This window comes from Nostoc sp. WHI (assembly GCF_015714725.1).
Lineage (GTDB): Bacteria > Cyanobacteriota > Cyanobacteriia > Cyanobacteriales > Nostocaceae > Nostoc.
Genome location: NZ_WBKM01000331.1, coordinates 1 through 26,877 on the forward strand (window position 1 = coordinate 1; position 26,877 = coordinate 26,877).

Here is a 26,877-nt window from a genome sequence, read left to right on the forward strand (position 1 = left end):
GACCACCCGAATTCAATAAACGACCACCCGAATTCAATAAACGACCACCCGAATTCAATAAACGACCACCCGAATTCAATAAACGACCACCCGAATTCAATAAACGACCACCCAAATTCAATAAACGACCACCCGAATTCAATATATTTATTGCATAAATTCTCAAAACCTTACCTGAAACCTGATTTACTAAGGTTTTAGCTTTAGTTTTACCCCACCCTAACCATCACTGCGATTAAGTAGGTAATCTTTGGGATTTAAGAAGAAATTCGACTTGTGTGTACACGGTAGCGCCTTTAGGCAGGAAAGTGTCAAGAAATTGTATTCGAGATGACTCAGAAATTTCTCGATTAACTTCTACTCTAGTTATTAGAGTAGTTAAGGTCTGAAATCAAGTTATGGATACAACACGTCGTAACCTCATCTTCGGAATGCTGGCAACAAGTTCAGCGTTGGCAGTTACAACTCCAGGAGTTAAGCAAGCTTTATCTCAGATTACAGATATAGTTAACCCAGCGATGCCTGCGGCGGGCTACGCCTACGCTCAAGGCAACACAACCAAAAAATCTGTTTTGATTACAGGCTGTAGTTCTGGAATTGGTCGGGCAACAGCACTTGTTTTTGCCCGCTCTGGATACCAGACAATTGCTTCAATACGAAATCTTCAGACCAAAAACGCCAGAGCAGCGTCTGAATTGCGTAGTATTGCCAAAAATGAAAATTTAGATTTGCATGTGGTTGAAATTGATATCACCAGCGACCAGTCTGTTCGTGAAGGCATTCAAGCTGCCGCCAAAATCAACGGGAATCGATTTGATGTGGTGATCAACAATGCTGGAATTATGCTGCCGTTGCCAGTTGAGCTATTGCCTGCAACTGCGTGGCAGATGACCTTTGACACAAACGTTATGGGTGCATCACGAATTGGGCGCGAAGTGCTTCCCTATATGCGTATCCAGCAAGATGGCTTGATTGTGCAAATCACTAGCGGAGCCGGGCGCGTGGTCTTTCCACTGCTTGGCTCTTACTGCGCGAACAAATTTGCATTAGAGGCAATGTCTGATGCAATGCGCTATGAACTCGCACCATTCGGCGTGGATGTAGTTGTTGTGCAACCAGATGATACTAAAACACGACTGTTTGCCAATGCACGAAACTATTTGCAGCAAACTTTGAAAGCAATGTCATCATCGGTTCCTGGTTACTAGTGCATACGATGTTTGCAGTGCAATATGCACACAGCTATTACAAATATATTAGTCGTAATAATAGTGAAGAAATCACCGGAGGTTTAGATTTTCCTCATAACGACTATCCAGACTACTGGGAATTTTTATATTATTCATTTGTAATTGGCATGACTAGCCAAGTTTCAGATGTGGAGACGACATCACGCGAGATGAGGCGCTTGACATTGCTACATAGTATATTATCCTTCTTTTTCAATACCACCATTCTGGCTATGAGTATTAATATTATTGCCTCGTTAATCTAAAAATTATTTCATGGCAACAGAACGAAATAAACTTCCCATGACACTATTCGTCAGACACTAAAAAAAACTACGATATCCACTAAGAAAAGCCTGGTTTTTCCAGGCTTTTCTTAGTGCAAGCTTTAACTATGATACGTCTTGAATTAAAGGCTTTCAGGCCATTCTTTGCGAAAATCGTATCTGCCAGGAGCAAGTATATTGTTTGGGTCTAAAGCCTGCTTCAAATCTTGTAGTAATTTTCCATAGTCATCTTTTACGGGTGGTAAAGAATTCATCGTCGAAGTACTTAAGCGATATGGAATATAACCCTCTAACATCAACTTCTGCATCATCTCATCCTGACATGCGATCGCACGTTCATCTTCTCCTACCACATCTCTGTCGTAAACAATGGCTACAGTCATATCGATACTTCTTTCTGTTACGCATTGCAGTCCTATATTTGGCTCAAACTGATGTAGCTTTGCAGTTTCTTCAATAATTTTCAAAGCTGCTCTCACATGCTGTCCATCAAAAGGTACGCTTGGAGCCAACCAGATAAGCCCACAGCGATCTCTGTCCGGGTCCATATTTGACGGCACAGGCTCTCGCTTTCTCCAGTAGGTCATAGAAATAACTTTGTCCGTTGGAATGCCGCGCTGGAGATTTTTGTTATAGAAAAAATCCATGATGTCTCTCAAGTCAATTCCAGTTATCCATTTATAGATTGGTCGAATTATTTCGGCTATTCTTGCTTTGCGATCGTCAAAAAAAATAATTTTATTAACTGTTTTTTTCAATGCTCGTTTAATCAACTTTCGTTCTATTCCACCCTGTTGTCTGCTAGCAGAATACAAAGCTCCCTCGCCAATCCATAAACCACCACCCCATGTCTTTCTCAATGTCTGCATTAAATCTTCTGAAAGGGGTGTTTCTCCATCAGTTTCTTTCCAAGGATACTGCTGTTTAGTTGATAGCATTCTATAGTCATTAAATATGACAAAACTGTTTCTTAATAGTCCCTGAAACTTCAAACTTTGTAGTGTATCTATAAATTCTTCAAAAGCAGAATCATCCTTAAGAGAATAGAAAAAAGATTGGAAATATTGGGGACGTGGAAGTAACCACATTGTCATTTGGGTAACAATACCAAGGTTGGACTGAGTAAATATGCCATCGAAATAAGGCCCTATTCCCCAACGGTTAACCTTACCGGCTTTGGCATTTGGAAAGCGCTCGAATCCAGTGTGAATACATTCTCCTGTTGGTAAGACAACTTCAAGTCCACAGACGTGAGCAAACCTGTCTCCATAAGGCCCTTTAGCAATCCCCCTTTCTAAGGTATTTCCCACTAAGCTGGAATCGGCGACGCTGCCAGTTACAGACATCATTAAATTTGATTTCTTCTTTTGCAAAAACTCGAACAATTGGCCTTGTGTGACACCAGGCTCTACAGTCACATAAGCCAACTTCTCATTATAATCAACAATTCGATTTAGTCTACCCAACTCCATAATCACACAGCCATCTTGAGTTGGAACTTTTGACCCATACCCCCAGTTTTTTCCTTTGCTAACAGGGTAAATTGGTATCTTATATTGATTGGCAATTCTTACACATTCTTGTACTTCAGCACAATTGCCCGGTCGAATAATGGCGAGAACCTTCTGAGTAGTAGCGAATGTTGCAGTTTGTGCAGCAAAGATTGATGCTTCATCGACTATGACATTCTCTGAACCCAAGATATCTCCATACGCCTTAAGTGTATCTACCAAGTTTTCCATATCTTATCTTCCTTCCTGTATTTCATGGCTTTAAGTTCTTCTATATACTGTGTGAAACTTACAGTAATCGTTATTTTTGTTTTAGAGGATTAGGACTTACGCATAAGAGATCCCCCAACTCCATTAAAAAGGGGAGCCACTGCGCCTTTGCGGTTTCGCGACTTGTAGCAAGTGGCGTGGATTTAGGAGGATCTAGAAAGTGTTGATACCTACAATAGGACTTTTAAAACCTCATCTTAGACCCAGACTGTCTAATTAGTACTTTGAAGAATGAAAGAAGCTGTTCTTAGGCTGACTTTTCACGGTATCTGAAGAACCTCTCTCTAAATCTCTCTCCTTTTAGGAGAGAGACTTTGAATTTTCCCCCTTCCCGTGTCGGGAAGGGGGTTAGGGGGTTAGGTTTTCGTGGACTTATCCACATAACGTGAAAAGTCAGGTTCTTAGGTGGATAGTGAATAGAAAGAATTATTGAACAATAACTCTTTCTATTCATTCCCCCTGCTCAAGAACAGATTCTTTGGAATAAACTATTTCACAAGAAGAGAGTCAGGGGTTTTAGACTGAATCTGATTAATTCTGTTGATTAAGTCAGGGCTTTTGGGCAATCGTAATTTCTCCTGGACATAGCATTAAACTAGTATCATGGTCAAAATGAATGCGCCCGTTCAATCTCATCTTACGTGCTCTTACTTGAGCAGCTTGATGTTCAAGATCCCCTCTGATTCTTTCCTTGTCCGAAAAATATTGTTGGGCAACGATTGAAGAGTTAATGTTGTAATTAAAAGATTTTTCACCCCTAATGTTAACGAAACCTGCTTCAGTCAACCAACCATATAACTCTTCTCTGGTGAGAAAATGACGATTGCTTGTCAGATCAGTCATATTGGCGAAAGTATCTTTAACTTTGGCAATCTCGCGTAGTTCGTCCCGTTCTTCTGCGTCATCAAACAGCATCCCAAGGTTAACAGGTAAATAAAGTTAAAGGTGCAAGTACCAACCAAGGACATACGCGCTTGCCAAACTTTGTCCAAAACAAAAGTGAATTGAGCAAACCACAATCATAATAATTTTGTCCAAAAGCTATTCTATGTTGCCTAGACTGTATTACTATAAGCAAAGTAAAACAGCTGCTAAAACACTTTATTCATTGCTTTTGGAATAGCACGTATGTTTTAGTTTCAGTACTACTTACGGGTAACTTACTAGAGTTGTCAAGGATAAATTCATAAATTATGCGAATTAAAAATAAATTTATATTTTTACTGGCGTTGTTGCACGAATAAGTCTAAGAGTAGGACGAACGGCATCTAAATATTGACGAGCCTGAATAAGAGTAGAATGCACCAAGACCGCAATCAGATATGACTTTCAGGAAATTAAATGTTCATCCTCATCATCGCTAAAATCTGAGTGTAAATGACAGCTTTGAGTAGCGCCAACCAGATTTATGGATAAAATCCTTGTTTAGAGGGACATGACGCTAGCTCGAAAGAAATTATTACACTGAACATCATCCCACCGCTATAATTTCTGTAGGGATGCGATTAATCGCATCCCTACTCCCTCGATTCTTAACGCAGGGATTCAATAATTACTACTGTTGTAATTAAACACAACAGAATAATTCCCAGTGGAAGCAAAAACTGTTGTAAAATGTACAACAATATGGGTATGATTTGTAAGATACCCAAACCACTTGATAAAACGTAGGCGATCGCAATCCCAAACAGCACCAACAAGAAATATTTCAGGGACTTAGAGGCAAAACGGAATAGAAGCGTATCCTGATTTGTATCCATAATTTCACTCCCGAAAGTAGCTGAATTTTTAGCATTCTGATTGCAATCATGATGACGATCTTTGTCTAACATCATTGAACCTCCTGTATAGGAAAGACTTACATATTTGGTTGTAAATACGCTCTACAGAATCTAGTTAGTTAATATTTACTGCCTGTTTAATAGAGACCACTTTCATGAGTCATTAATATGGAAAGGGAATAAATAACATTTGTGATTTACTAAACTTGCAGTAGTAACGCTGGTAAAATCTCTCCTCAACCACCTTTTCTTGGCGCTTAACTTAACTTCACCTGTATTAATTACAAGAGTAATACACTCTCTAATCCTTTGCAGTCCGATAAAGTAAGTTTCCTACCCGGTAGGAAAAAGTAGTTTGTAGTATGACGAGTAGGAAAAAGTAGTAAAAATATGGTTATAATGCAGTAAAAAGGATACATCAAGTTAACAAATGGGTGCAGAAGAAGCCTTAGAGTTTGTAGATAACTTGGTTTTTCTCAAGAAGAGAGAACACCTAGATAAAACTCAAAGGATTATCTTGCGTCATTTGTGGGAAGATGAAAAACGGACTTACCAAGATATCGCCAATAGCCGTGGTTATACAGAAGCGCATTTAAAAGCAGTTGGTGCAGGGCTTTGGCATCTATTATCAGATGTGCTAGGAGAGAAAGTCTCAAAATCAACCTTCCAAGGCGTGGTTCAGGGATTTTGGACAACTCAACAGTCGCAAAAAGTTTCCCATATTCCAAATTTAGCGAATAATGGCGCTAAACCCCAAGATATAGATTCTAACTTTCTAGGGCGCGATCGCCAAATAGCCGAACTCCACACCCTCGTCAGAGGGGGAGCAAAAGTTATTCTTATCCAGGGTGAAGGCGGTGTTGGTAAAACCACCCTAGCACGTAAGTATTTTAAAACTAAAAAATTTAATTTTCTTCTAGAACTGTGGATGGCCACAGAAATCCAAAACATTACTCCAGTAGAGAGTGTGGTTGAAGAATGGTTGCGGCGAGATTTTAACGAAGAACCAGGGCGCGACTTTGGTATCAACTTAGAACGACTACGGCGGAAACTACGACAGCAAACTCCCAAAATTGGGGTATTTATCGACAATTTAGAAACTGCTCTCGATAAAAATGGCAAGTTCCTTGAATATCGCCGCCCTTACGTTGAGCTATTAAGAGTATTAGCAGATGCAGATGTGCATTCAGTTACTTTAATAACAAGTCGTGAACGCTTACGTGAGTCTAGTGTAGAGCTTCATCTTTACCCACTAGAAGGTTTAGATGATGAGGCGTGGCGACAGTTTTTTAGCCGCAGCCACATTAATTGTGATTCTACTATTCTCAGTGAAATGTGCAGAGCTTATGGAGGTAATGCCAAAGCAATGCAAATTCTCAGAGGAGCAATACTGACAGATTTTCACGGTGATATCCATGTCTATTGGCAGGAAAACTGTACAAATTTATTAATAGAAAGAGAGTTAAAAAATTTAGTCACTAGTCAATTTACCCGTCTCCAAGAAAATGACATAGAAGCCTATCGTCTCTTATGTCGTTTAGGATGCTATCGTTATCAAGATATTTCTTCTATACCCGTTGAGGGAGTTTTATGCTTGCTTTGGGATGTTCCAGAACAACAATCTAAACGTGTAATTAAAGCTCTACAAGATTTGTCTTTGATAGAAGCGAAAAAAGGACAGTACTGGTTGCATCCGGTAATTCGTGATGAAGCGATCGCTAGGTTAAGGTTAGTCGTTGAAGAATGGGAATTAGTCAACCGAAAAGCCGCACAATTTTGGACACAACAGGTTGAAGTCGTCAAAGATATCACAGATGCCTTAACCGCTTTAGAAGCTTATTATCACTATGTAGAAATTAAGGATTTTGAGCAAGCTGGTGATGTAATTTTGCAAGGACGAGGTAAACAGTGGAGTATAGGGTTGCCTTTGGGTTGTTCGTTTTATCAACTTGGACTGCTCCAGAAAAATTTCTCTGTAATTAAACGGTTAATAGACGATATAAAATCGCAAGAAAGACTAATTGAACTTTACAATATTCTTGGGTATACATATCGAATTATCGGGTGTATTAGAGAAGCTATAGAATGCTATGATAAATCAGAAGAAATATTAGACAAGTTAGATAAAAAGCCAACGAAAATCTCTATTTTGTTTAATACAGGGCTTTGCAAACTTGAATTATGGGAAATAGAAGCAGCCGAAAATTGTTTCAATTCTGTTTGTAGCCTTGCTGAAGAAAATACCAATCTTGATGATTACATGACTTATGCTCAATGCTGTCTAGCTTTAATTAAATCATGTTCTGGCAGTACAGAATATGCTTTTCATGTTGCTAAAGAAGCTTTTTCTGCACTGTCATCATCAAATAGAGTGACTTTATGGGGAATAGGGCATAGCTTAGTACAGCTTTGTTTAACTTATAAAAATTTAGGTAATCTTAAAAAATCATTTGAGTTGTGCAAAAGAGCTATATCTCATTCTGAAGAAAACAACTTTACTCAGATTAAGGCTAAAGCTATAAGTTGTCTGGCTGCGCTTTTTGGAGAAGAGGGAGAATTTGACAGAGCGCTTTTTCATCATTTAGAAGCAATAGAAATTCTTGATAAAATAGGTGCTAAATCAGACTTAGCTGAAGCTTACTATCAAAGGGCATTGACTTATCAAAAAATGGATGAAATCAACATGAGCAGGAAAAATTTTATTCAGGCGATCGCACTTTTTAACGAAATGCAAGCACCCAGGCAAGTTGAGAAAGTAAAAACAGCAATGGGGTATTTTGAAACATAAGCGATACTATTCAATCTTTTGAATTTTGAATTGTTATCCATGTTCTCGAATCACCTGGCTAAACTCATTGACTGCATCAAACTGATCAGCCATGCGTGAATACTGCGCCAGCAATTCTATATCTAAGTCTGGGAAAAAAGAACTTTGGGATACTTTTTGATATTCCTCGTCTCGTAAACAATATACCGAAAGTAACCCATCTTCCCAAAACCAGACTTCTGGAACTTTCAGACGTTTGTATATCTCCAACTTATTAATTCCGCCACTGGTGACAATAATTTCAATAATCAAATCTGGAATCGGTTTTTTAGTTCCAAAGTTATAAGACTCATCTGGTTCTCGTCGCGTACCATCTTTGCGTTTGCCGAGTGTAGCACTTCCTCTAACGTAGAAACGGATTTTCTTTTCTCTTAAATATGCCTCCAATAAAAGACTTGTAATACTTTTAGCATCTTCATGGTCATCGGAAAGTGGAGACATAATTTCTAAAATTCCATCTAAATAAGTTAGTCGCGCACTTGTACCTTCTAAGTCTACGTCTAGCTTTTCTAGTTGATCCCAACTGACGTTATACAGCAAAACATAGGAAGTCTTTGGAATGACAGATTTGGTGATGACTGGGAAATTCATGGGGCGATCGCTCCTGGAGAGGTCTATAAGTATTACCATATAGTAATTCTAGGCAAAATAAAGCGATCGCTCCTACAGAGGTTTTATGTCCCTAACGCTTGAAGACTTGGAAAAAATGCAGCAACAGCATCCCGACTTTCGCATGGAATTAGTCAAGGGTAATATTATTGTCATGAGTCCATCAGGATACGAATCAGATGAAGTCGCAGCAGAAATGGTAGCCCAATTACGTAACTGGGTTAGACCGCGCAAACTGGGACGAACAGCAGCTTCTAGCGCTGGTTTCAGGTTGCCAAATTCAGATTTGCGCGCACCGGACGCCTCATTTGTTTTAGCCGAACGCTTGCGTCGCAGTCCCAAGTCTTTTGCTCAATTGGCTCCCGATTTGACTGTAGAGGTGAAGTCTCCTAGCGATAATTTAGAGGATCTAAGAGCCAAGATTAAAGAATTTTTGAGTTTAGGAACTAAGGTAGGAATTTTGCTCAATCCAGATGAGCGGATTGTTGAAGTTTACAACTTTGGACAAGAGGCAATAATACTTCGTGATGGCGATGTTTTAACAGTTCCCGAACTGCTCCCAGGATGGGAAGTACCAATTATAGATTTGTGGCCTCCAGAATTTGACTAGGATAGTAAAGGGAAACCCATATTTAAAAATAGGGGTTTAAAAGAAGACTATACTGAAATTTTGAACTAAAAAGCCACTATTCCCGATTGATAAACCGGGGTTTAATTTCCTAGCAAGACCCTGTTAATTTACTCCTCACTCCCCGAAGAAATTTATCGCCAGAATGATGCTCATTAGTACTACTAGCATCTAAGCTAGTACGGGTGAACTATATACAGTATGGAATGTCTGACTTAATTCTGTTTTGGCATCGGCGTGATTTACGCATTTCTGATAATACGGGACTAGCTGCGGCAAAACGGCAGAGTCCGAAAGTGGTGGGCGTGTTTTGCCTTGATCGGCATATTCTGGAACGGGATGATGTTGCTCCTGTGAGAGTAACTTATATGATTGGCTGTTTGCAGAAACTCCAAGAGCGATATGCTAAAGTTGGCAGCCAGTTATTAATACTCCACGCCAATCCTGTACAAGCGATACCAGCTTTAGCAGAGGCAATAAATGCCAAAGCTGTTTTTTGGAATTGGGATGTAGAGCCTTATTCGCAAGAACGCGATCGCATCATTATAAATGTCCTCAAAGAAAAAAACATTGAGTTTCTTAATAAAAACTGGGATCAGATCCTCAACTCCCCAGAGGAGATCCGCACGGGTGGTAACAGTCGTTACACAGTTTACACACCCTTCTGGAAAAATTGGATTACCAAACCGAAGAGTCAACCAGTAGAAACTCTGCAAGATGTTGAAGGGTTAACGGAAACGGAACAGGAAATTGCAAAACTTGCAGGAGCCTTGACACTACCTTCAGCCAAAGATTTAGGATTTATTTGGGATGGAGAATTAATTATTCCACCGGGAGAAGCGGCGGCGCAAGAACGGCTAGAGGAATTTACTACTAAAGCTATTACCGAATACCAAGAACAGCGAAATTTTCCAGCAGTAAATGGCACATCGCAACTGAGTGCAGCTTTGAAATTTGGGGTAATTGGCATTCGCACCGTTTGGCAAGCCACCATAGAAGCGCAAGAAAATAGCCGCAGTGAGGAAGCTGCCACCGCTATCCGCACATGGCAACAGGAATTAGCTTGGCGGGAATTTTATCAACACGCAATGTATAACTTCCCCGAATTAGCTGATGGTGCTTTCCGCGACATCTTCAAAAACTTTCCTTGGGAAACTAACGAAAAACACTTCCAAGCTTGGTGTGAGGGGAAAACAGGCTATCCCATCGTGGATGCAGCAATGCGCCAGATGAATGAAAGCGGCTGGATGCACAACCGCTGTCGAATGATTGTCGCCAGTTTCCTCACCAAAGACTTGCTAATTAATCCCCAATTGGGAGAAAAATACTTTATGCAAAAGCTAATTGACGGTGATTTATCTGCCAATAATGGCGGTTGGCAATGGAGTGCTTCTAGCGGTATGGACCCTAAACCCGTGCGGATTTTCAACCCAGCCAGTCAAACACAAAAATTTGATCCAGAAGGGGAATATATCCGGCAATGGGTCTCAGAATTGCGGTCTGTAGATACAGAATATTTAGTTACTGGTAAAATTCCACCTTTAGAACGTCATGCTGTTGGCTATCCTGAAGCAATTGTGGATCATAAAATACAGCAACAGCAGTTTAAACAGCGTTATCAACAGCAAAAAAACATCAGTAGTGCTGAGTAAAATTGTCAGTTTTTGTACAGTTTAAAGGATTTGCAGATTTGATTGCACTCTTTAGTTATTTAGAGTAGAGTTTCCTCCAGAATCCTAAGATAAATAAAGCACTAAATTTTAATAAACCTAACACAGGAGTAGGTTCTGGGACAGACGTGAGTTTAATATTATCAACCAATAGTCCAGAATCAAAAATGCTATCTCCTACATTAATAACTCCAACTCCCAAACTATATGTTCCTGTATTCGGCAACTTGAAGGAAAAAGTTTGAAAGCCAGTTTCTTCAAAAAACTCTGTCAAGGAAGTTGCCGATGCAGCCTCGCTCACATCACCCAGTTCTAATAAGGAACTGATTGAGCCATCTGAAGAGGGAGTGATTGAAACAAAGGAGAAATCTGAAAAAGGAACTGGTGGTAATACCTCATTGGTCAGAAAATTCCAATCGAAACTCAAAATATCTCCAGCTTGACCTGTAAATGTTTGTTGAATAGTGGAGCCTTTAGTAACTTGTCCCTCACCAAGATCATTCAGACTTCCAGCTTCTAATCCCAGCAATTGTTCTATAATTGAATCATCAAATGTGGCACCCCCAGTTGACAACAAAGCTTGCGAAGTTCCTTGGGTTGGACCACTGCCAAATGTTGTGGTTTCAATACTGGTAGAACCTAATGTTGTCCATCCAGTAAAATTGCCAGTTTCAAAACCACCGTTTATGAGTGTTGCATTAGTAGAGGAACTGGGAAAAGGAAATGTTTTTAATGATAATGTGTATGAACCAGATTCAAAGTGATCACCTATAAGGTTAATGTCTCTTAAGCCAGACACGGCCAAGTTCAGGTTGCCAGTTGCGGGTATCCTTCCGGTTAGTATGGGTTGAACATTATTGTCAGATTGGTCATCGTTGATTGCTAAAATATTACCAAAATTATCCAACTGTCCTAGAAGTGGATCGAATGACTGTGAATTTACCTCTACATTAAATAAGTTTCCGATATCAAAACCTGAGAATGTATAAAAGTCAGCGTTCTCATTCTTTAGTTGCCCCTCTACACTACTAATGCCAGATGACAGAACGTTTGTGGTAGCAAAAGAGTTATTAGTCTCGCTTTCAGATGCCGCATGAACAGGTGGAGCTATAACGAGAAAACTGAGCGAAATTGAATAACTACTAATAGCTAGCGTGGAGAGTAATTTCATGATATTTACCTTGGAAAATTACATTCGATCGCATAAGTGTTTTCCTGCTTACCTGCTTATACCAGGGCAAGCGCACGTAATTTATGAAACCCTTGCTGGATAAAGATATTGATGAAAAAATGAAATAGTCAATACTTCGTCAAAAATATAGGTAGTCTAGGTTTTGCCAAAACAGCCCAATAAAGAAGTATGCAATACTCTTAGAGGATGTTTGAAAAGTCCTCTTGTCGGTATCAAAAATTTTAGATCCCTCTAAATCTCCCGGTAAATTGGGAGACTTTGATTCCGGTTCCCCCCCTCTTTTTAAGGAAGGTTAGGGGGGATCTAGCGAAACACTTTTCAAACAACCTCATAGGGCAACATCATTTCATTGTCCTCATGTCCAAGCATATGGCAGTGCCAGACGTAGGTTCCAACGAACGAGTTGCCGAAGGGGAGATTCTCTGCTGCTTGAGCTCCAAACGGAACGATCAGACGGGTTACCTCATATGGGTTGGCTAGCACTGTATCCTTCCATCCGGCCTCATTGGGCGCCGGTGGTCTTGCCGGACCGATCGCAAAGGGGGTGGGATCAGGTGGTGGATAGCCACCTGGCACCGTCGATCCAGTTAAACTTATTCCATGCTTGCTGATGACTGTACGAGGTCCGTTAGCAAAGTATGCTTTTAGATACTTTGCTGGATTAATTTTTTGTCGATTAAGGATCTGGAATGGGACTAGATGCAAGTGCATTGGGTGAGAAACAGGCTGAAGATTGATGATGTTCCACTGCTCCACGGTATCCACCTTCGGCCGCTCCATCAGTTCCGGGTTTTTAAGTGGCTCATCCCAATAGAGATAGTTAAGCAGCAACACAATCGGCCCGGCTGATCCTGCAATCTCCACCAGTGTCAGAAACCTTTGCCGTATCGGTTTAACAGCTATCGGCTTTATAAGTGGTTTGTACAGTCGCAGTCTCTTGGGAACTGGCTTGGGGGCAGCAGCACCTGCGTTCACTGTGAATTGCATGATTTCGGGCAGTTGGGGATTAAATATGATTAAGTTAGCCCTGCCAGATGGATATGGTGAAATAGCGTCATTTTCCAAGATGATCTTGTCTCCCGGCAGACTACTAGAGAAATCGATCAGCACATCAGCTCGCTCGCCAGGAGAGATCAACAGACGAGACAAATACACCGGGGCGTTTAGCATACCCTGGTCAGTGCCAATTTGAATGATTGGCTGCTTCGACGACAGCTTGAGGTTGTAAGTCCGGGCACTTGAGCCATTGACAATTCGGAATCGGTACAAGGTACGGTCTACATTGAGGTTCGGCCACGCCTTTCCGTTTACAGTAGCAACGTCAACAACATACTCTATCAACCAGGGGGGCTGTTTGGGGTGAGACACCGAGCCATCGGTGTTGAAAGAACGGTCTTGTATTACCAGAGGTATTTCATAAGGATCTCCAGCTGGCAGACCAAGTGGCCCATTGCCACCCACGGGATCGTCAATGTCCCTGATTAGGTAAAACCCTGCTAGACCAGCCAAGACATTTAAACCAGTAATTCCCATCGCATGATCGTGATACCACAGGGTAGCTGCTTCCTGATTGTTGTTGAAGTTGTACAGGTAATTCTGCCCTGACGTAAACGTGTCCATTGGGTATCCGTCACTTTTGGCTTCAGCGTTGCTACCATGCAGATGCAACGATACCCGCGGATTATTCTTATCAGACTCTAGAGTGCCATTTATACCCGTGTCAACTGCTTCCAAGAACGGATGGTTCCCAACGATATTGTTAACCACGTTGAGGCTAAGGGGTGTGCCTCTTGTAGCTTCAATAGTTGGACCCAGAATTGATAAACCACCATAAGCCAATGTGGGACCTGCCCCTAAGTTGCTGTGGAACGAGTGCGAACTCCGGGCAATCGTCAAAGTGCTGGGTGGCGGACTGGCGAACGGGGTGGGTAAAGGCTCGGTAAACTTTGTTATCTGTACAGGGTAGTTCGCATAAGTTCTATTTGCTTTAAACATTGCACCACCAAGAAATGCTGCTCCCCCCCCTGCACTTGCCAAGATGAACTGCCTTCTTGTTAAGAGTGCCACCTTTTTTTTGTAAGTAGACATAAGTTATAAAACAAGTTTACATGGATTGGTTTAGAAGACGTTTGCATAAAATGCGCTTTGGAGCTTGGTATCTTCTATCAGGATGAAGACTTCGCCAAGCTTTAGCCAGTACAATCTAGGTAATCCTGAGGTGGCCTATTGAGTTAGATTTAAGTATAGTTTTCACTTTCAAAAAATTTTTGACCAGATAATATCCTCACGTTAAGGAAAATTTTAGAGGACGTTTCAGTCCAAGCGGGTCAAAAATCATCAGAGTCGTCAGGGTGAAACTAAATTTCTGGATCGGCCAAGCGGATAGTGGAACGACTCTGATACACATCCTGAACGACTTGCACAGTAGAAACTACAGCTACAAGGGTAATGGCTACGAATGATTGATAGGCAAACGAATTTGAAAGCGTGTCTGACCAGGTTTAGAAAAGCAGCGAATGTCTCCGTTATGCTGAGTCACTACAATTCGATAGGAAATTTCCAGACCTAGCCCTGTACCTGCACCCGCCTCCTTAGTTGTAAAAAACGGCTCAAAAATTCGAGATTGAATCTTAGAGGGAATGCCCGGTCCATTGTCTACAATCTCAACAATAATATAATCTTTGTCTTTGGAAGTACGTACCCAAATATTGCCTTGTTCACCTAAAGCATCGATCGCATTATCAATAAGATTAGTCCACACTTGATTTAATGCACTTCCATGAGCTTCAATACACGGGAGACTTTTTTCATACTCGCGTGTCACCACAATATTGTGCTTTCTCAGCTTGTAGCGCAAAATCGTCAAGGTATTTTCCAAACCTTCATGTACATCTATCTTCAATAGCGAAGCCCGATCCATGTAGGAGTAGTCTTTAATAGCCTTGACTATTTCTGAAACACGAGTAGTACCTTGCTCTAGTACCTTCAACAGTCCGGTTATAGACAGCGTTGCTTCGAGCCAAATTAGCACATCACTAAACGTATCAGCTGTTAAATACTCGCTAATTGCTTCTAACTTTTCATTGTTTAACCCAGCAGCCACAAGGACAGGAGCAATTTTCCAAGCATCCCTAACATTGTGTAACTCTAACCAATGCGTTAATTCATCTTCCCAATCAATCTGAATCAAGGGATCGTGAGGGTTTTGTGTAGCAGCATATGCAGTATGTTCAATAGCATCTTGCCTGAACGTTAAGAGGTGTTTTACTTGAGTTGGTGGGAGATATTGCTCAATAAATTTGATAGTAACAGCATCCAACGACTTAACTGTATCCTGCAACTGACTAGCAGCCCTATGTGCTGCTGATACTGGATTATTTAATTCATGAGCAAGACCAGCAGACAAAGTACCCAAGGCAACGAGCTTTTCGTGTTGCTGAGATAACAACTGCAACTCTTGCATTCGAGAAGCCATATGACCAAGAACAATTTTTCTAACCGTTGGGCAAATAGTAATCATTTGCCAAAAATCATTTTCGTGTAGACAATACAGATGACTTCTACGCACTACTTGCCCGCTTGCAAGGTGAACTGTACCTGCAAGGAGAGGTACTTCACCAAAGAATGTACCAGTACCGTATGTAGCTAATACGATGTTTTGATTACCAATCTCTCGTGAAAGCTGGATTGCTCCGTCAAATACTACATAGAAGTACTCTACAGTATCTCCTTGGTGAAACAATATATCTCCTGAATCCAGCCATAACTCAGTACCGTTGAGAAAGCACTTAAGTTCATTTTCATTTAAGTGCTCAAAAACCGATATTTTACGCAATTTATCAAGCATGGTGATTAAGTGGAATATCGCTATAAAGATGCAAGATATTGGTGGATTAATTGAACTGCGATCGCGCCTTCGCCCACCGCCGAAGCGACCCGTTTAACTGAGTGACAACGCACATCACCGATAGCAAAAATACCCGGCACGCTAGTCTCAAGAAAATAAGGATCACGCTCTAATGTCCATCCTTTCGGTGACATCCCGTTTCGCATCGTATTATCTCCAGTGAGAATAAAGCCATTTTCATCACGCTCGACAACACCTTGCAACCAATCGGTACGCGGCTTTGCACCAATAAAGCTAAACAGGGCATTAGTGGGAATAGTTTCGACTTCACCAGTTATTGAATTCAAAAGGGTTATTGCTTCCAGCCTGTCTTGCCCAAAAAATTCAGTAACCTCGGTCGATAGCTTGACGTAAATATTATTAATCTCCTCAATCTGCTCAATCAAATACTGAGACATACTTTTCTTGAGCGAGTCTCCCCGGACTACAAGAGTAACAGAGTGTGCATATTTAGAAAGATATACAGCTGCCTGTCCAGCCGAGTTACCCGCACCCACAATAAATACCTCTTCACCTTTACAAGTAACTGCTTCGGTCATTGCAGCTCCATAGTACACACCTGCACCTGTCAATTTTTCACTTCCAGGCACATTGAACTTGCGATAGGATACACCAGTTGCAATAATCAATGTATGTGTGCTGAGTTGCGAATTGTCTGCTAAAGTGATAAATCGATATTGATTATCCAGACGAATGTCGGTGACTTCTTGTGGCGAAAGAATTTCTGTTCCAAACTTTTGAGCTTGTGTGACAGCACGTTTAGCTAGATCTCCGCCATGAATACCACCCGGAAAGCCAAGATAATTCTCAATCCGGGAACTAGTACCAGCCTGTCCTCCTGGAGCCTCTCGTTCAATTAACACTGTGCGAAGTCCTTCAGATGCCCCATAAACTGCTGCTGCCAAACCAGCAGGGCCAGCACCCACAATAATTAAGTCGTAAAACGGCATTTTGGGGCGTGTTTTTAACCCCATCTTCTCAGCAATTTGGATATTTGTAGGCTCTACAAGATTTGAACCGTCGGGGAAGAGGAGTATCGGCTGGCGTTTAGTATCAGAGCTAATAGCGTATTTAACAAGGGAATGGGCCTCATCTAATTCAATGTTTAACCACTGATAGGGAATATGATTGCGGGCTAAAAAATCTTTGACTTGATGCAATCTCGGTGACCAACGGCAACCAACAACGCGAACACCCTCAAAAGGTGGACGGAAAGAAGCTTGCCAAACCTCAAGCAAATCGTTAAGCATCGGATATAAACGTTCTTGAGGAGGGCTCCAAGGTTTCAAGAGGTAGTAATCAATCTTTGCCTTGTTGATAGCATGGATAGCCGCGTTAGTGTCTGCATATGCTGTGAGTAAGACGCGTTTGGTCATGGGAAAAATTTCCATTGCCTGTTCTAGGAATTCCACACCGGTCATTTGTGGCATTCGCTGGTCGACAAGAAACAGGGCTGTTGACTCGTTACGTAATTTTAACTTTTGCAGCACCTCCAGAGCCGTCTTAGCCGAGCTGGCTCGCATTACCCGGAAGCGAGCGCCATACTCACTGCGTAAGTCATGCTCAATCGCTTGCAAAACTTCCAAGTCATCATCTAATGTCAGTATTACAGGTTTAGCCATAAGTTCCTTAAAAATGCTGCTTGAAGCAACATCCAGCAAACGACACGATTCTTTTCTATAGTCGGTGTGTATTCAGTCTCTTCACAAGTGTTATGTGTGAGTCTCTAACTAGCGCTAAAACACAAGCTACATAGGTCAAAAGCACAAAATATGAATTTCCTAAAAGCCCTGCTACATAAACCTTATCCATCACTTTAGGGTAAAGCCTTAAATCTTCATTGGCTGTATCCTGAAACTCACGTTGATTGATTCGAGAGTAAGGAAAGAAGGTTATACCAATTTCATTTAAAGATACACATTCTACGATAGATAAAAGCTTAGTATGCAAGGCTTTGAGGAATTATGAAGCTGTGTGCTTCATCTAAAATTGGTATTAGTGACAAGTTAAAGAAGTTGTTGCCCTTACCTACACGAGGGCCAGTTCAACACTGTCATAATGCTCTAAAACAGTAACACCCTCGCAAAATGCGCCTTTCTTCAAGAAATCTAATACATTTTCAGGTGCGCCAACCACATAAATATCAATATTGCTACCCAACTTTTGCTTGGTGAAAATGAGATATCGTAGACCAGCTGCGCTAATACATTTCAAATCGTCTAACAGCAAGACTAAGCGTTTGATTGACTGGGCTGTTGCTTTCTGCAATTCTTCCTCAAGTAGTCCCAAAGCATTGGCATCAAGTAAACCACTTAAAGATATTTTAGCAACACCTCCGGTTAATTCTAACAAAGTTGCATTGAAAAATACTTGAGCGGGAAGAAGTCTAACTCTAACTTTTAGTTCGTCCTGAGTTAATGGTAGTTTGACTGTCAGGTTTTGGGCATCAAAGTCAGAATAAGGCTGCCCATTAATCCAAACTTCGCCAATGTGTACACTGCCAGGTGGTAAAATATCGGGCTGAACTCGTAAAATATTATCTTTGAAACCTCCTTGTTTTGGCTTGAAATACAGATCCATCGGCTTTTTAGTAAGCAATAGATTAGTATAAACACAAGACAAGTACGCCAGTTCAAACGAGTGGTAACCGCTCATGGAGTGACTACCCTTGCCCCTTTCAGTTCCTAGCAAGTAGGGAACTCCATTAGCCAAAACATTGAAGTAGATACCCCCATCGGCGTAATCGAGGAACCAAGCATTATAAAAAGCTGCTGATTCCCGCGCTAGTTTTTGGTACTGAGAATTTTCAAGTGAGCCAGCGAGGATCAGGTAGGCTAGTATGGCCTGTTCCTGCTGCCACCATGCTTTGCGATCATGCCAAACAAATCGGTGTGTCTTTTGGTTTGGTTCTAAAATGCGCTCTACAACATCGTACCACCCTCCCCGCTGTTGGTCGCTGCCAACAGCGGGCATGATGTCTGCAATTTTTTCAGCCAAGGCAACATACTTCTCTTTTGGTTTTAGGTGGTGCATCCGCATTAGATTCCAAGCAATTTTGAGATTGTGACCCACAACTGCCCGGTTCTGTTGCCATCCCCATGTTGTATCATGACTCCAATCTTCATGAAAACGTTCTTGAACAAACGGACTAGAGTCGTAATCTGGAAAATGCTTTTCAATTGCGTCAAAGGTATACTCAAGTAAATCAGCATATTCATTCTTACCACTCGCCAGCCAAAGATTGATTAAGTATGCTGGGGCATGATCACCTACTGAGTTCCAATTCTTTTTCGCCCGGTTATGACCCAAGGTGCTACTGTAGGGACTGAGATTAATCGGATCAATGTGTGAGAAAAATCCGCCTTTGTCTGTTTTGTCTAGAAAATAGTTTTTGAACAGATTCATAGTCAATTCGATATCATTCATGATACCTGGGTCGCCCGTCACCCGATAAGTCTGAGTCAAACCAGCTAGTGCATAAATCTGTTCATAAGCTGGTATTGCGTCGTAGTCATCCCCAAATTCTGAGGAAAATATTTTTTGCTCTCTACCGTCTGGTTTAACGTCGATTGCGTGATACCAATAGCAAATTCCTTCACCCTCATCCAGAAAACGCATGTGATCGCGCAAATATTCAGTGCCTTTTTCCGCAGCTTCTAAGTAACGGTCATCTCCAGTCATTAGGTAGGCTGTAGCAAAACCGTAAACTAAACGCGAAATCGTGTCGGTTTCTTGACGATTGCTTATTTCTTTCGCACCAACCAAACCTAAATTAGTGCGATATTTCCGATAGTCGATTTCCCCATCTTCAAACTGCATTTTTAAGTAAAAATTGGCAAGGCTCCGTACTTGATTGACCCACCAATCCTGCTTTTCAAATGCATACTCACTTTCAGTTTTGCCAAGGAATACAATATGTTTAGCTTCAAACTTATGCTGACTATCCTCAGGATAAAAAGTCCCGTACACGTAAAGGTAGCGATCTGAAACCAACATTGCTCTCATTTGAAGAGTGCAATCGTAATAAGGTTCACCCAAATTTCGGACTAGTTCAGCATAGGTCGTATCAGACAGGGCTACTTCAAACTCCCTTCCATCGGTCGTTTTAAGATTGAATGTCCCAAAAGCTCCATTTTGAGAATTAAAGTTTGTAACATACCCAGCGATTAAATCTGAGAATGGGAAAGTCACTGTATTCATTGAATTGTCTCCTAAAATGTAATGTCGATGACCAAAGCCTTTCGGGGCAAGTGTCAGGGTGTAGGCGAAAGAACTAGCCTTGAAGGATATTGAATAGACCTCTTGCAAAAGTCCTTCTTTTCGCTTTTTTCTTTGCGCCTTTGCGTGAGACAAAAAATTATTTATGCAAGAGGTATAATATAAGCTCCTCAATTTAATGATGGAAAATCAAGGAGATTTTTAGGGGACTAATAAATTTAGGACTTACGCACACTCTACGATTCTTCTCGTAGAGAAGGCGTCTTGGCAGTTCGATAAATTAAGCTTTTCGGCGATTTTTGCGTAAGTCCTAAAACTGAAAAAAAGGTGCTCTGATTGGATACTGCTAACTTTAGTTATGGGATTTTTCTATCCCTAGTACAAAACACATTAACTGCCAAACTATTTGGAAATGAGAACAACGATGCTACGACCTTGAACTAAGCAGAAATCCTCTGGAATTAAAGTCTCTTGCCCCGATTCCACAATATCCATCGGAGAAGGTTGAGCAGTATCCATGACTTTGTACCATTTCCTAGCTGCAAGAGGAGGAATTTCAAATTTTAGAGTATCCCAGTACATATTGAGCATGATGTGAATATCTGATGCTCCTTTAAAGCCTGCTAATGTAAAAGCAAGAATTCTGCCATGAGCCTCGTTCCAAGCTGGTCTAAACAAATGTAAGCCATGCCAAGAAATGTCTGCCAAACCTCGCTCATTAACTTCGCCGTTGAAGAAGTGGCGGCGGTGTAATGCGTCATGGCAATAGCATTTACGGAAATCAATTATCAGTTTGAAAAACCTGTATATATCTGCATTCTTCTCCACAAGATTCCAATCAAACCAGCTGATTTCGTTATCTTGGCAGTAAGCATTGTTATTGCCATTTTGAGTACGTCTAATTTCATCACCAGATGTAATCATCGGCACACCCTGAGACAGGAAAAGAATAGCTGTAAAATTCTTAATTTGTCGCCGCCGCAAAGCATCAATTTCGGAATTATTAGTTTCTCCTTCAGCACCACAATTCCAACTCAAATTGTCATTTATTCCATCCCGACTGCCCTCGCCATTGGCTTCATTGTGCTTGTTGTTGTAAGAAACTAAGTCATTGAGAGTAAACCCATCGTGGCAGGTAATAAAGTTAACGCTGTTAATTGGTAAGTGTCCGCTTGCTTGGTAAAGATCAGCACTTCCAGAAAGACGCCTAGCAACTGCGCCTACAAGTCCTGAATCTCCCTTGATAAAGCGTCGAATGTCATCTCGGAAGCGTCCGTTCCATTCCGCCCAACGATATCCTGGAAAGTAGCCAATCTGATACAATCCAGCAGCATCCCATGCTTCAGCAATAATTTTTGTCTCCGCAAGGACTTCCGATGTTTCAATTTGCCAAACTACAGGCGGATGAACCATCGGGTTTCCGTTTTGGTCACGGGATAAGATAGAGGCTTCATCAAACCGGAAGCCATCAACGTGCATCTCTTGCACCCAAAACTCTAGGCAATCAACAATTAACTTCTGGACTAAGGGATGGTTGCAGTTAATTGTGTTCCCACACCCTGAGTAATCCATGTAGTACTGTTTGTCAAACGGCACAAGGTGATAGAATATACTATTAAAGAACCCTTTAAAGTTAATAGTTGGGCCTTCATGGTTTCCTTCACCAGTGTGGTTAAAGACTACATCTAAGATGACCTCAATTCCTGCTTTATGCAAGGCTTTTACCATATCCCGAAACTCTGTAATTGGGTTTTTCTCACTGGGAGAAGCACAATATGAAGTTTCTGGGGCAAAAAAGCTGTGTGGATTATATCCCCAATAATCTTTCAGTTGCTTACCGTTGACTTCTCGAAGAACTTCCGTTTCATCAAAGTCAAATACTGGTAACAATTCAACAGATGTGATCCCTAATTCTTGCAGATAAGGAATCTTTTCGATAACTCCAGAAAAAGTACCAGGATTTTTGCAACCAGAAGAAGGTGATTTAGTAAATCCACGAACGTGTAACTCATAAATAATGGTTTCATTCATGGGTCGGTTAATGGGGCGATCGCCTTCCCAGTCATAATCTGATATGTCTATGACTACACTACGCATTGAAGTAGCCAAGTTATCTTTCGACCCTAAAGCATCAGTGCGCTTCCATAGCGCAGTACTGTTTCCCTTTGAGTAAGGATCAATCAGTACTTTATTTTTGTTAAAACGGTGTCCTTTTCCATGTAAATCTTGAGGGCCATCAATGCGATAAGCATAAGCAGCACCAGCTTTTAAACCTCTGATATAGATATGCCACAAGAAGAACGTTTTGTTGAGCTTTGGGTCTAACTGAATGATTTCTATGGGTTCTGAGTCATTAGGTGTCTCAAACAACAACAATTCGACAGATGTGGCATGTTCAGAAAAGATTGAAAAGTTGACTCCATGTTTGTCGGGCTTGGCACCTAAAGGATATGTACGTCCCAATTCTACTTGGTAGTTTGTTGTTATTTCAGCTTGATATTGAAGTTGTGTTGTAATCATTTTGTCTTTGTTCTCATCTGGAGCGTTAATTGATAATTAACTGAACAATTCCGCAAGACTTAATTGGCTATTAGGGTTAACGTAGTTGCAAACAATCCAACCAGACTGCTCAGAAACTAGCAGCGTTTTTCTTTCCCACATGACAGACTCAATTTATTAATCCTAGTACTTTACCTGGTAGTTACCTGTAATCTCTGCTCATTAATTGCCTTTAAGAAAATTTCCATGAACTCGGCAACTACTTCAGGATGTTTTGCTGTGATCAGATTGCCATCAATGTGTAAATTTTTAGTTCCATCTCCATCAAAAATAATGATGCCTCCAGCATTTTGTACGTCACAAAGAATGTTATGTGCACAAGTAACTTCACGATTCTTCAGTAGTTCTGGGTCAGCGCAAAGCAGCCAAAGGCTATGACAGATAGTTCCAATCTTTAATTTGCCAGCATCCATAGCCTTGACAGCTTTTCGGAGAAATCTGACAGCAGGAGATTGATTGGGTTGACCTTGTTTAGGATACTTTTCATAGCGAAGACGATCCATGGCGTATGCACCGATGAGAATAATAGCTTCATAATCGGTAGGTTCAATATCATTTACTTCTACTGTAACAGTCACTTCTTCTATTAAATTAATTCCCTTAAATGTCAGTTTATCTTGATTCCAAAGATGAGAAATGTACTCTATCTCGTATCCATTATCCGGGAAAAAACTATTAAATGCTCGAAATTCAATTTCGTCAAAATGCTCTTCGATTAGCACACCTATTTTACCCTGATTCTTAGCATTAACTACCATGTTTTTGTGTCTCCTTTATACCTATTTACAACAGCCTTTTCTTCATCTTCAATCTTGTACTAAATCAGTCTGCTATTCATTTGAATTGAGAATATCATTCAGAGTACCAAAGCACCCCGCGGCCTTATTAAATCCTGCATAAACGCACATGAACAAAAGAAGCTCCTCTATTTCTGCACGAGTAGCGCCTTGTTGCATAGCCATATTTACATGTGTAGCAAAAGGACTGCCAGCCCCAACTTGATCTTGATTGACAACATCAATAGCAATTGTTATTAAAGCCTTGGTTTTTTGGTCAATTAACGGAAGACCCCATGCTTCACCTGCTACTCGAGTACAAAAGTCCCCAAATTTCGGATTGATACTTTTTAAGGCATCTTGAAGTTTTACATTATCTAAAACAGCATTTTTATATACTGTTGTATTGGCATTTTGCTTCAGTGTTGGATAATTAGGCTGACTCATATCTTTTCTCCACTTTTTACATAGATTTAGCTTTTCCGCCACCAAAGTTGTTTTGGAATAAAAGCTATTAAGTGCTTTGCTTGTTTAATAAAACAGAAAACTTTGATGAATGATTTGCTTTAGCTTTCCATCGATTGTGACAGTGCAGCCGTTACAATGATTATTTGCACTGGATTTTGATAAATCTAGAAAACTTGTTTCTCTATGTATCTTTAACAATTTAGGAAAGTATTAGCCAGCTAAAATCTTTGAGTTAAGACCAAATTTAAGCTTTTATACTATTACGGTGGGAGTTTTGTAAAAATTCTCTTATTAAAGCGGCTATTACGGAAAAATAATAACTGACTTATAACTACGCTCTTTTTAACAGACTAATATTTTTGGACTTCAAGTCCTTTGTACACACATGTTGGACTGTTTTGGAAAGTGATTTCCAGACTGGTCAATTATTTTTGCAATACATCTAATCAATCAACCTCTTGTATAAATTAAAAATAATAAGCCCACCCCATAAGTAAGGAGGGTTGGGGGTGGGGTATTAGGGACTTTTGCAAAAAGTCTAATTATGAATCGACTACAAAGTACCTTCCAACTGCGAAATAGTCTAGACATCTTAATTTGCTAATTCGCTTCAAAGCAAGAAAAGAAGTTATTTAGCAAAATTTTATGGGTAGCTTGGAATTGTGCTTCCCCAGTTTCGGAAGCAGTGAATTGATTTAACAGCCAGGATTGGAGAAAAAAATAAAAATATTGGCGTTTCTGAACAAGAGTATGAATTTAGTCTCACACAAAGACGTAAAAGTAGTTGCACAGAGAAGTCTGAGCGCCGATTTCCCCGGACAGAACTTCGGTGGTCAAGAAATTAAAGAGGAGTTGAGTGACAGTAGAGATAAAGCAAGTGTTTCAGCGCTTTTCTTATGCAGTTAAGTTGTTAAGTCTATCCTTAAGTTATCGATGTTCATTTTACAAAACTTTGTAGGGCTGCAAGACTCAGTATCAATAAACTTCAGTTCTGTAGGACAATCTATGAAAAGTATTACCTCATAACATACTGGAACTTCAGCCTTTAAAAAGGGCATCCGATTGCTATATTAGCATTAAATAATACTAACTCTTCGAGGGCAGTTTTAGATTTATACACTTCGCAGCTTTAAGTTTCTTGTTTCTTAACCTGTTTAACTAGATTGACGGGTAACTTGAAGTATTTTATTTCATGCTAGAGGCTTTACCGTCACCATCGCCCCAACCCCCATCAAATAAAAAATGATTTTTTGATTCGCATTTTTAAATTTATCTTAAGAAAGGGATGGTGATCTTAACCTAGTCAATAAAGGGTTGAGCGGCCTGAACTAAAGGTCGTTTCCAGCACAGATACCCACTAAAAACCATAGACTTGCTTCGCTGTAATCGGCAAAATTACAAAAAATGTCAATACATGTACACTCTTTATCCAAAAATTGTCAGGGCATGATAATATGACTTTGTTGTTGCAAATAAGAAAGAAAGTTTACCTAAACTTTCAGAAATATTTCTGTAGCTAAGCTTTTTCTAGTTAGCCTACAAACGTTTTTGTCAGTATATGCAATTCAGTTATAGACCACGATAACTGATAAAGCATTTTATTGCGCTGTGAAATATAGAGCCTCCAAAGTTTTTTTGCTTGAAGCAGATATACGTAAATCGCTTCTGAGAGGTTTGAAAAGATATATTGGAACGAGCTATTAGTTTGTTCCTTTCTGCAATATAACTTTTAAGTATTGGGAAAATTTTGTTGTGATTAAAATCTCCTGCTGTGTCATAAAAGTATCATAATGAGTATCAAAGTTCTTTTGAGCTTTAGTACAAAAGGACTTTTTAACTTTTAAACTCAAGACCTTTAAAAAGTACTTTAGTACTTTTTAAAGGTCTTCAGGAACTACGCGCCAAGAATGCTTTTAGGTGAATAAATCTTTTGCAACAACTGGATTATTGCCACAAGTGACTTTTTCTCATTCTGTCTGTAGTAACCGCAACTGAGGAAACGAACCATGCGTAATGACTTTTTGATTAATACTAAATCCGCGTGTATTCTGTCTGACGAAGTAGTGGTGGCAACTGCCAAACGCACTTGGATACATCAACCTAATCCTGCGGGAAGCAGCGATCGCACCGCTTCAAAAATAAGTGATGCAGACAGGATCGCTCAAACTCAGAAGCTTTTAGATAGGGCGATCGCCTATGCTTGGCACACTGTAAAGAGCGATCGCAGACCACCAAAGCTGACTCCTATACGTTGGGTATGGCGAATGGCAGGTGCGTACCATTCAAGCCGCCATACCTCACGACTGATGGAAGAAGCGGCTCAACGCTTTGCTGCATCTGGTCGCACAAACTTAGCAGAGTGGGCTGCACAGAAAGCTAAAGAGGAGGCTGGTCATGACCGACTCGCCCTGCTCGATATTCAGTCAATGGGATATGAAGCTGAGGCTGTAGTGCAAGCACTCGTTCCATCTGCTGCGACAGCTTTGGTAAATTACTTCACTCAAAGTGTGCAAGCTCCAGATTCAATTGGTTGCCTTGGCTATTGCTATACTTTGGAACGTCTTGCTATGGGTATTGGAGAGAAGTATATTCAGGGAGTAGAAAAATTGCTGCCACAAGAGATTAAGGCTACCCGTTGCCTCTATGTACACAGTCGTTTAGGCAGCGAGGAAGAGCATATGAAAGGAACAGTTAAGATGATTGCGAGTCTTACTCATGAGCATTTCGTGCCCGTAGTCAGTGCCTGTTACAAAACTGCACTGATATGCTTTAGCCCACCTAAAGAAGGCTACGTATTGGAGGAGGAACTCCAGAATATATTAAGGCCACTCAAGTCAGTCATATAGGCATGGCATCTCAATGTCAACCACTATCAACATGACCTGAAAGCTTAAGATATTTATCTCAGGCACTCTGAACTGTACTTTCTAAATAACCTTTACGAG

Annotated in this window: 18 protein-coding genes; 6 read left to right on the forward strand and 12 right to left on the reverse strand. The window is 40.6% G+C overall.

Translation table 11 applies throughout. The annotated features are described in order from the left end of the window. Positions 1 to 398 precede the first annotated feature (398 nt). The gene (locus F8S12_RS33645) at positions 399 to 1,208 is read left to right on the forward strand and encodes an SDR family NAD(P)-dependent oxidoreductase (RefSeq protein ID WP_196520602.1); all 810 of its coding nucleotides are present in this window, start codon (positions 399 to 401) and stop codon (positions 1,206 to 1,208) included. 8 nt (positions 1,209 to 1,216) lie between these two features. After that, entirely contained in the window at positions 1,217 to 1,495 is a 279-nt protein-coding gene (locus tag F8S12_RS33650; RefSeq protein ID WP_230968455.1) for a DUF1345 domain-containing protein, read from the forward strand. A 143-nt stretch (positions 1,496 to 1,638) separates the two neighbouring features. On the opposite strand, the gene F8S12_RS33655 is transcribed toward F8S12_RS33650, so the two are convergent. The 3 genes from F8S12_RS33655 to F8S12_RS33665 all read right to left on the reverse strand — a co-directional run bounded on the left by F8S12_RS33655 (position 1,639) and on the right by F8S12_RS33665 (position 5,132). Further along, complete coding sequence (locus F8S12_RS33655; RefSeq protein WP_196520603.1) at positions 1,639 to 3,258, reverse strand: FAD-binding oxidoreductase; 1,620 nt, start codon at positions 3,256 to 3,258, stop codon at positions 1,639 to 1,641. A 588-nt stretch (positions 3,259 to 3,846) separates the two neighbouring features. Then, positions 3,847 to 4,212: a hypothetical protein gene (locus F8S12_RS33660; protein WP_196520604.1), complete on the reverse strand. Its 366-nt coding sequence runs from the start codon at positions 4,210 to 4,212 to the stop codon at positions 3,847 to 3,849. A 617-nt stretch (positions 4,213 to 4,829) separates the two neighbouring features. After that, positions 4,830 to 5,132, reverse strand: a complete 303-nt coding sequence (locus F8S12_RS33665; protein WP_230968456.1) for a hypothetical protein — start codon at positions 5,130 to 5,132, stop codon at positions 4,830 to 4,832. A gap of 376 nt (positions 5,133 to 5,508) precedes the next feature. On the opposite strand from F8S12_RS33665, the gene F8S12_RS33670 reads away from it, so the two are divergent. Next, positions 5,509 to 7,866, forward strand: a complete 2,358-nt coding sequence (locus tag F8S12_RS33670) for a tetratricopeptide repeat protein (protein ID WP_196520605.1) — start codon at positions 5,509 to 5,511, stop codon at positions 7,864 to 7,866. 33 nt (positions 7,867 to 7,899) lie between these two features. On the opposite strand, the gene F8S12_RS33675 is transcribed toward F8S12_RS33670, so the two are convergent. Further along, entirely contained in the window at positions 7,900 to 8,535 is a 636-nt protein-coding gene (locus F8S12_RS33675) for a Uma2 family endonuclease (protein ID WP_442946844.1), read from the reverse strand. 46 nt (positions 8,536 to 8,581) lie between these two features. Between F8S12_RS33675 and F8S12_RS33680 the strand changes: the two genes are divergently transcribed. Together F8S12_RS33680 and F8S12_RS33685 are read left to right on the forward strand one after the other, a co-directional pair. Beyond that, positions 8,582 to 9,124, forward strand: coding sequence for a Uma2 family endonuclease (locus tag F8S12_RS33680; protein ID WP_196520606.1), 543 nt, complete (start codon positions 8,582 to 8,584; stop codon positions 9,122 to 9,124). A gap of 224 nt (positions 9,125 to 9,348) precedes the next feature. After that, positions 9,349 to 10,794 (forward strand): FAD-binding domain-containing protein, encoded by a 1,446-nt coding sequence (locus F8S12_RS33685; RefSeq protein WP_196520607.1) that lies wholly within the window; start codon positions 9,349 to 9,351, stop codon positions 10,792 to 10,794. A gap of 55 nt (positions 10,795 to 10,849) precedes the next feature. Here the strand turns inward: F8S12_RS33685 and F8S12_RS33690 are convergent, their stop codons facing one another. From F8S12_RS33690 to F8S12_RS33725, 8 genes are all read right to left on the reverse strand, one after another. Next, entirely contained in the window at positions 10,850 to 11,983 is a 1,134-nt protein-coding gene (locus F8S12_RS33690; RefSeq protein ID WP_196520608.1) for a hypothetical protein, read from the reverse strand. Between the two features lie 339 nt (positions 11,984 to 12,322). Next, on the reverse strand, positions 12,323 to 14,092 hold the full coding sequence (locus F8S12_RS33695; protein WP_196520609.1) for a multicopper oxidase family protein: 1,770 nt from the start codon (positions 14,090 to 14,092) through the stop codon (positions 12,323 to 12,325). A 364-nt stretch (positions 14,093 to 14,456) separates the two neighbouring features. Beyond that, a complete protein-coding gene (locus tag F8S12_RS33700) occupies positions 14,457 to 15,851 on the reverse strand; it encodes an ATP-binding protein (protein WP_196520610.1) in 1,395 nt (464 codons plus the stop codon). Between the two features lie 20 nt (positions 15,852 to 15,871). Continuing rightward, positions 15,872 to 17,533: an FAD-dependent oxidoreductase gene (locus F8S12_RS33705; protein ID WP_196520611.1), complete on the reverse strand. Its 1,662-nt coding sequence runs from the start codon at positions 17,531 to 17,533 to the stop codon at positions 15,872 to 15,874. Positions 17,534 to 17,939: 406 nt separating this feature from the next. Further along, positions 17,940 to 20,111 carry an AGE family epimerase/isomerase gene (locus F8S12_RS33710; protein ID WP_196520612.1) on the reverse strand — a complete coding sequence of 724 codons (2,172 nt, stop codon included), beginning with the start codon at positions 20,109 to 20,111 and terminating at the stop codon, positions 17,940 to 17,942. A 420-nt stretch (positions 20,112 to 20,531) separates the two neighbouring features. Further along, positions 20,532 to 22,649 (reverse strand): glycogen debranching protein GlgX, encoded by a 2,118-nt coding sequence (glgX, locus tag F8S12_RS33715; RefSeq protein ID WP_196520613.1) that lies wholly within the window; start codon positions 22,647 to 22,649, stop codon positions 20,532 to 20,534. A gap of 170 nt (positions 22,650 to 22,819) precedes the next feature. Then, a complete protein-coding gene (locus tag F8S12_RS33720) occupies positions 22,820 to 23,446 on the reverse strand; it encodes a DJ-1/PfpI family protein (RefSeq protein WP_196520614.1) in 627 nt (208 codons plus the stop codon). A 72-nt stretch (positions 23,447 to 23,518) separates the two neighbouring features. Next, complete coding sequence (locus tag F8S12_RS33725; protein ID WP_196520615.1) at positions 23,519 to 23,911, reverse strand: carboxymuconolactone decarboxylase family protein; 393 nt, start codon at positions 23,909 to 23,911, stop codon at positions 23,519 to 23,521. 2,027 nt (positions 23,912 to 25,938) lie between these two features. Here F8S12_RS33725 and F8S12_RS33730 point away from each other — a divergent pair. Next, the gene (locus tag F8S12_RS33730; RefSeq protein WP_196520616.1) at positions 25,939 to 26,778 is read left to right on the forward strand and encodes a hypothetical protein; all 840 of its coding nucleotides are present in this window, start codon (positions 25,939 to 25,941) and stop codon (positions 26,776 to 26,778) included. Positions 26,779 to 26,877 lie beyond the last annotated feature (99 nt).

Bases quoted from the DNA above. Each gene is read 5' to 3' on its own strand.
- F8S12_RS33705 (WP_196520611.1), bottom strand. From the start codon at position 17,533: ATGGCTAAACCTGTAATACTGACATTAGATGATGACTTGGAAGTTTTG.
- F8S12_RS33670 (WP_196520605.1), top strand. From the start codon at position 5,509: ATGGGTGCAGAAGAAGCCTTAGAGTTTGTAGATAACTTGGTTTTTCTC.
- F8S12_RS33675 (WP_442946844.1), bottom strand. From the start codon at position 8,535: ATGGTAATACTTATAGACCTCTCCAGGAGCGATCGCCCCATGAATTTC.
- F8S12_RS33695 (WP_196520609.1), bottom strand. From the start codon at position 14,092: ATGTCTACTTACAAAAAAAAGGTGGCACTCTTAACAAGAAGGCAGTTC.
- F8S12_RS33665 (WP_230968456.1), bottom strand. From the start codon at position 5,132: ATGATGTTAGACAAAGATCGTCATCATGATTGCAATCAGAATGCTAAA.
- F8S12_RS33725 (WP_196520615.1), bottom strand. From the start codon at position 23,911: ATGAGTCAGCCTAATTATCCAACACTGAAGCAAAATGCCAATACAACA.
- F8S12_RS33660 (WP_196520604.1), bottom strand. From the start codon at position 4,212: ATGCTGTTTGATGACGCAGAAGAACGGGACGAACTACGCGAGATTGCC.
- F8S12_RS33655 (WP_196520603.1), bottom strand. From the start codon at position 3,258: ATGGAAAACTTGGTAGATACACTTAAGGCGTATGGAGATATCTTGGGT.
- F8S12_RS33700 (WP_196520610.1), bottom strand. From the start codon at position 15,851: ATGCTTGATAAATTGCGTAAAATATCGGTTTTTGAGCACTTAAATGAA.
- F8S12_RS33645 (WP_196520602.1), top strand. From the start codon at position 399: ATGGATACAACACGTCGTAACCTCATCTTCGGAATGCTGGCAACAAGT.
- F8S12_RS33730 (WP_196520616.1), top strand. From the start codon at position 25,939: ATGCGTAATGACTTTTTGATTAATACTAAATCCGCGTGTATTCTGTCT.
- F8S12_RS33720 (WP_196520614.1), bottom strand. From the start codon at position 23,446: ATGGTAGTTAATGCTAAGAATCAGGGTAAAATAGGTGTGCTAATCGAA.
- F8S12_RS33685 (WP_196520607.1), top strand. From the start codon at position 9,349: ATGTCTGACTTAATTCTGTTTTGGCATCGGCGTGATTTACGCATTTCT.
- F8S12_RS33710 (WP_196520612.1), bottom strand. From the start codon at position 20,111: ATGAATACAGTGACTTTCCCATTCTCAGATTTAATCGCTGGGTATGTT.
- F8S12_RS33690 (WP_196520608.1), bottom strand. From the start codon at position 11,983: ATGAAATTACTCTCCACGCTAGCTATTAGTAGTTATTCAATTTCGCTC.
- F8S12_RS33650 (WP_230968455.1), top strand. From the start codon at position 1,217: ATGTTTGCAGTGCAATATGCACACAGCTATTACAAATATATTAGTCGT.
- glgX (WP_196520613.1), bottom strand. From the start codon at position 22,649: ATGATTACAACACAACTTCAATATCAAGCTGAAATAACAACAAACTAC.
- F8S12_RS33680 (WP_196520606.1), top strand. From the start codon at position 8,582: ATGTCCCTAACGCTTGAAGACTTGGAAAAAATGCAGCAACAGCATCCC.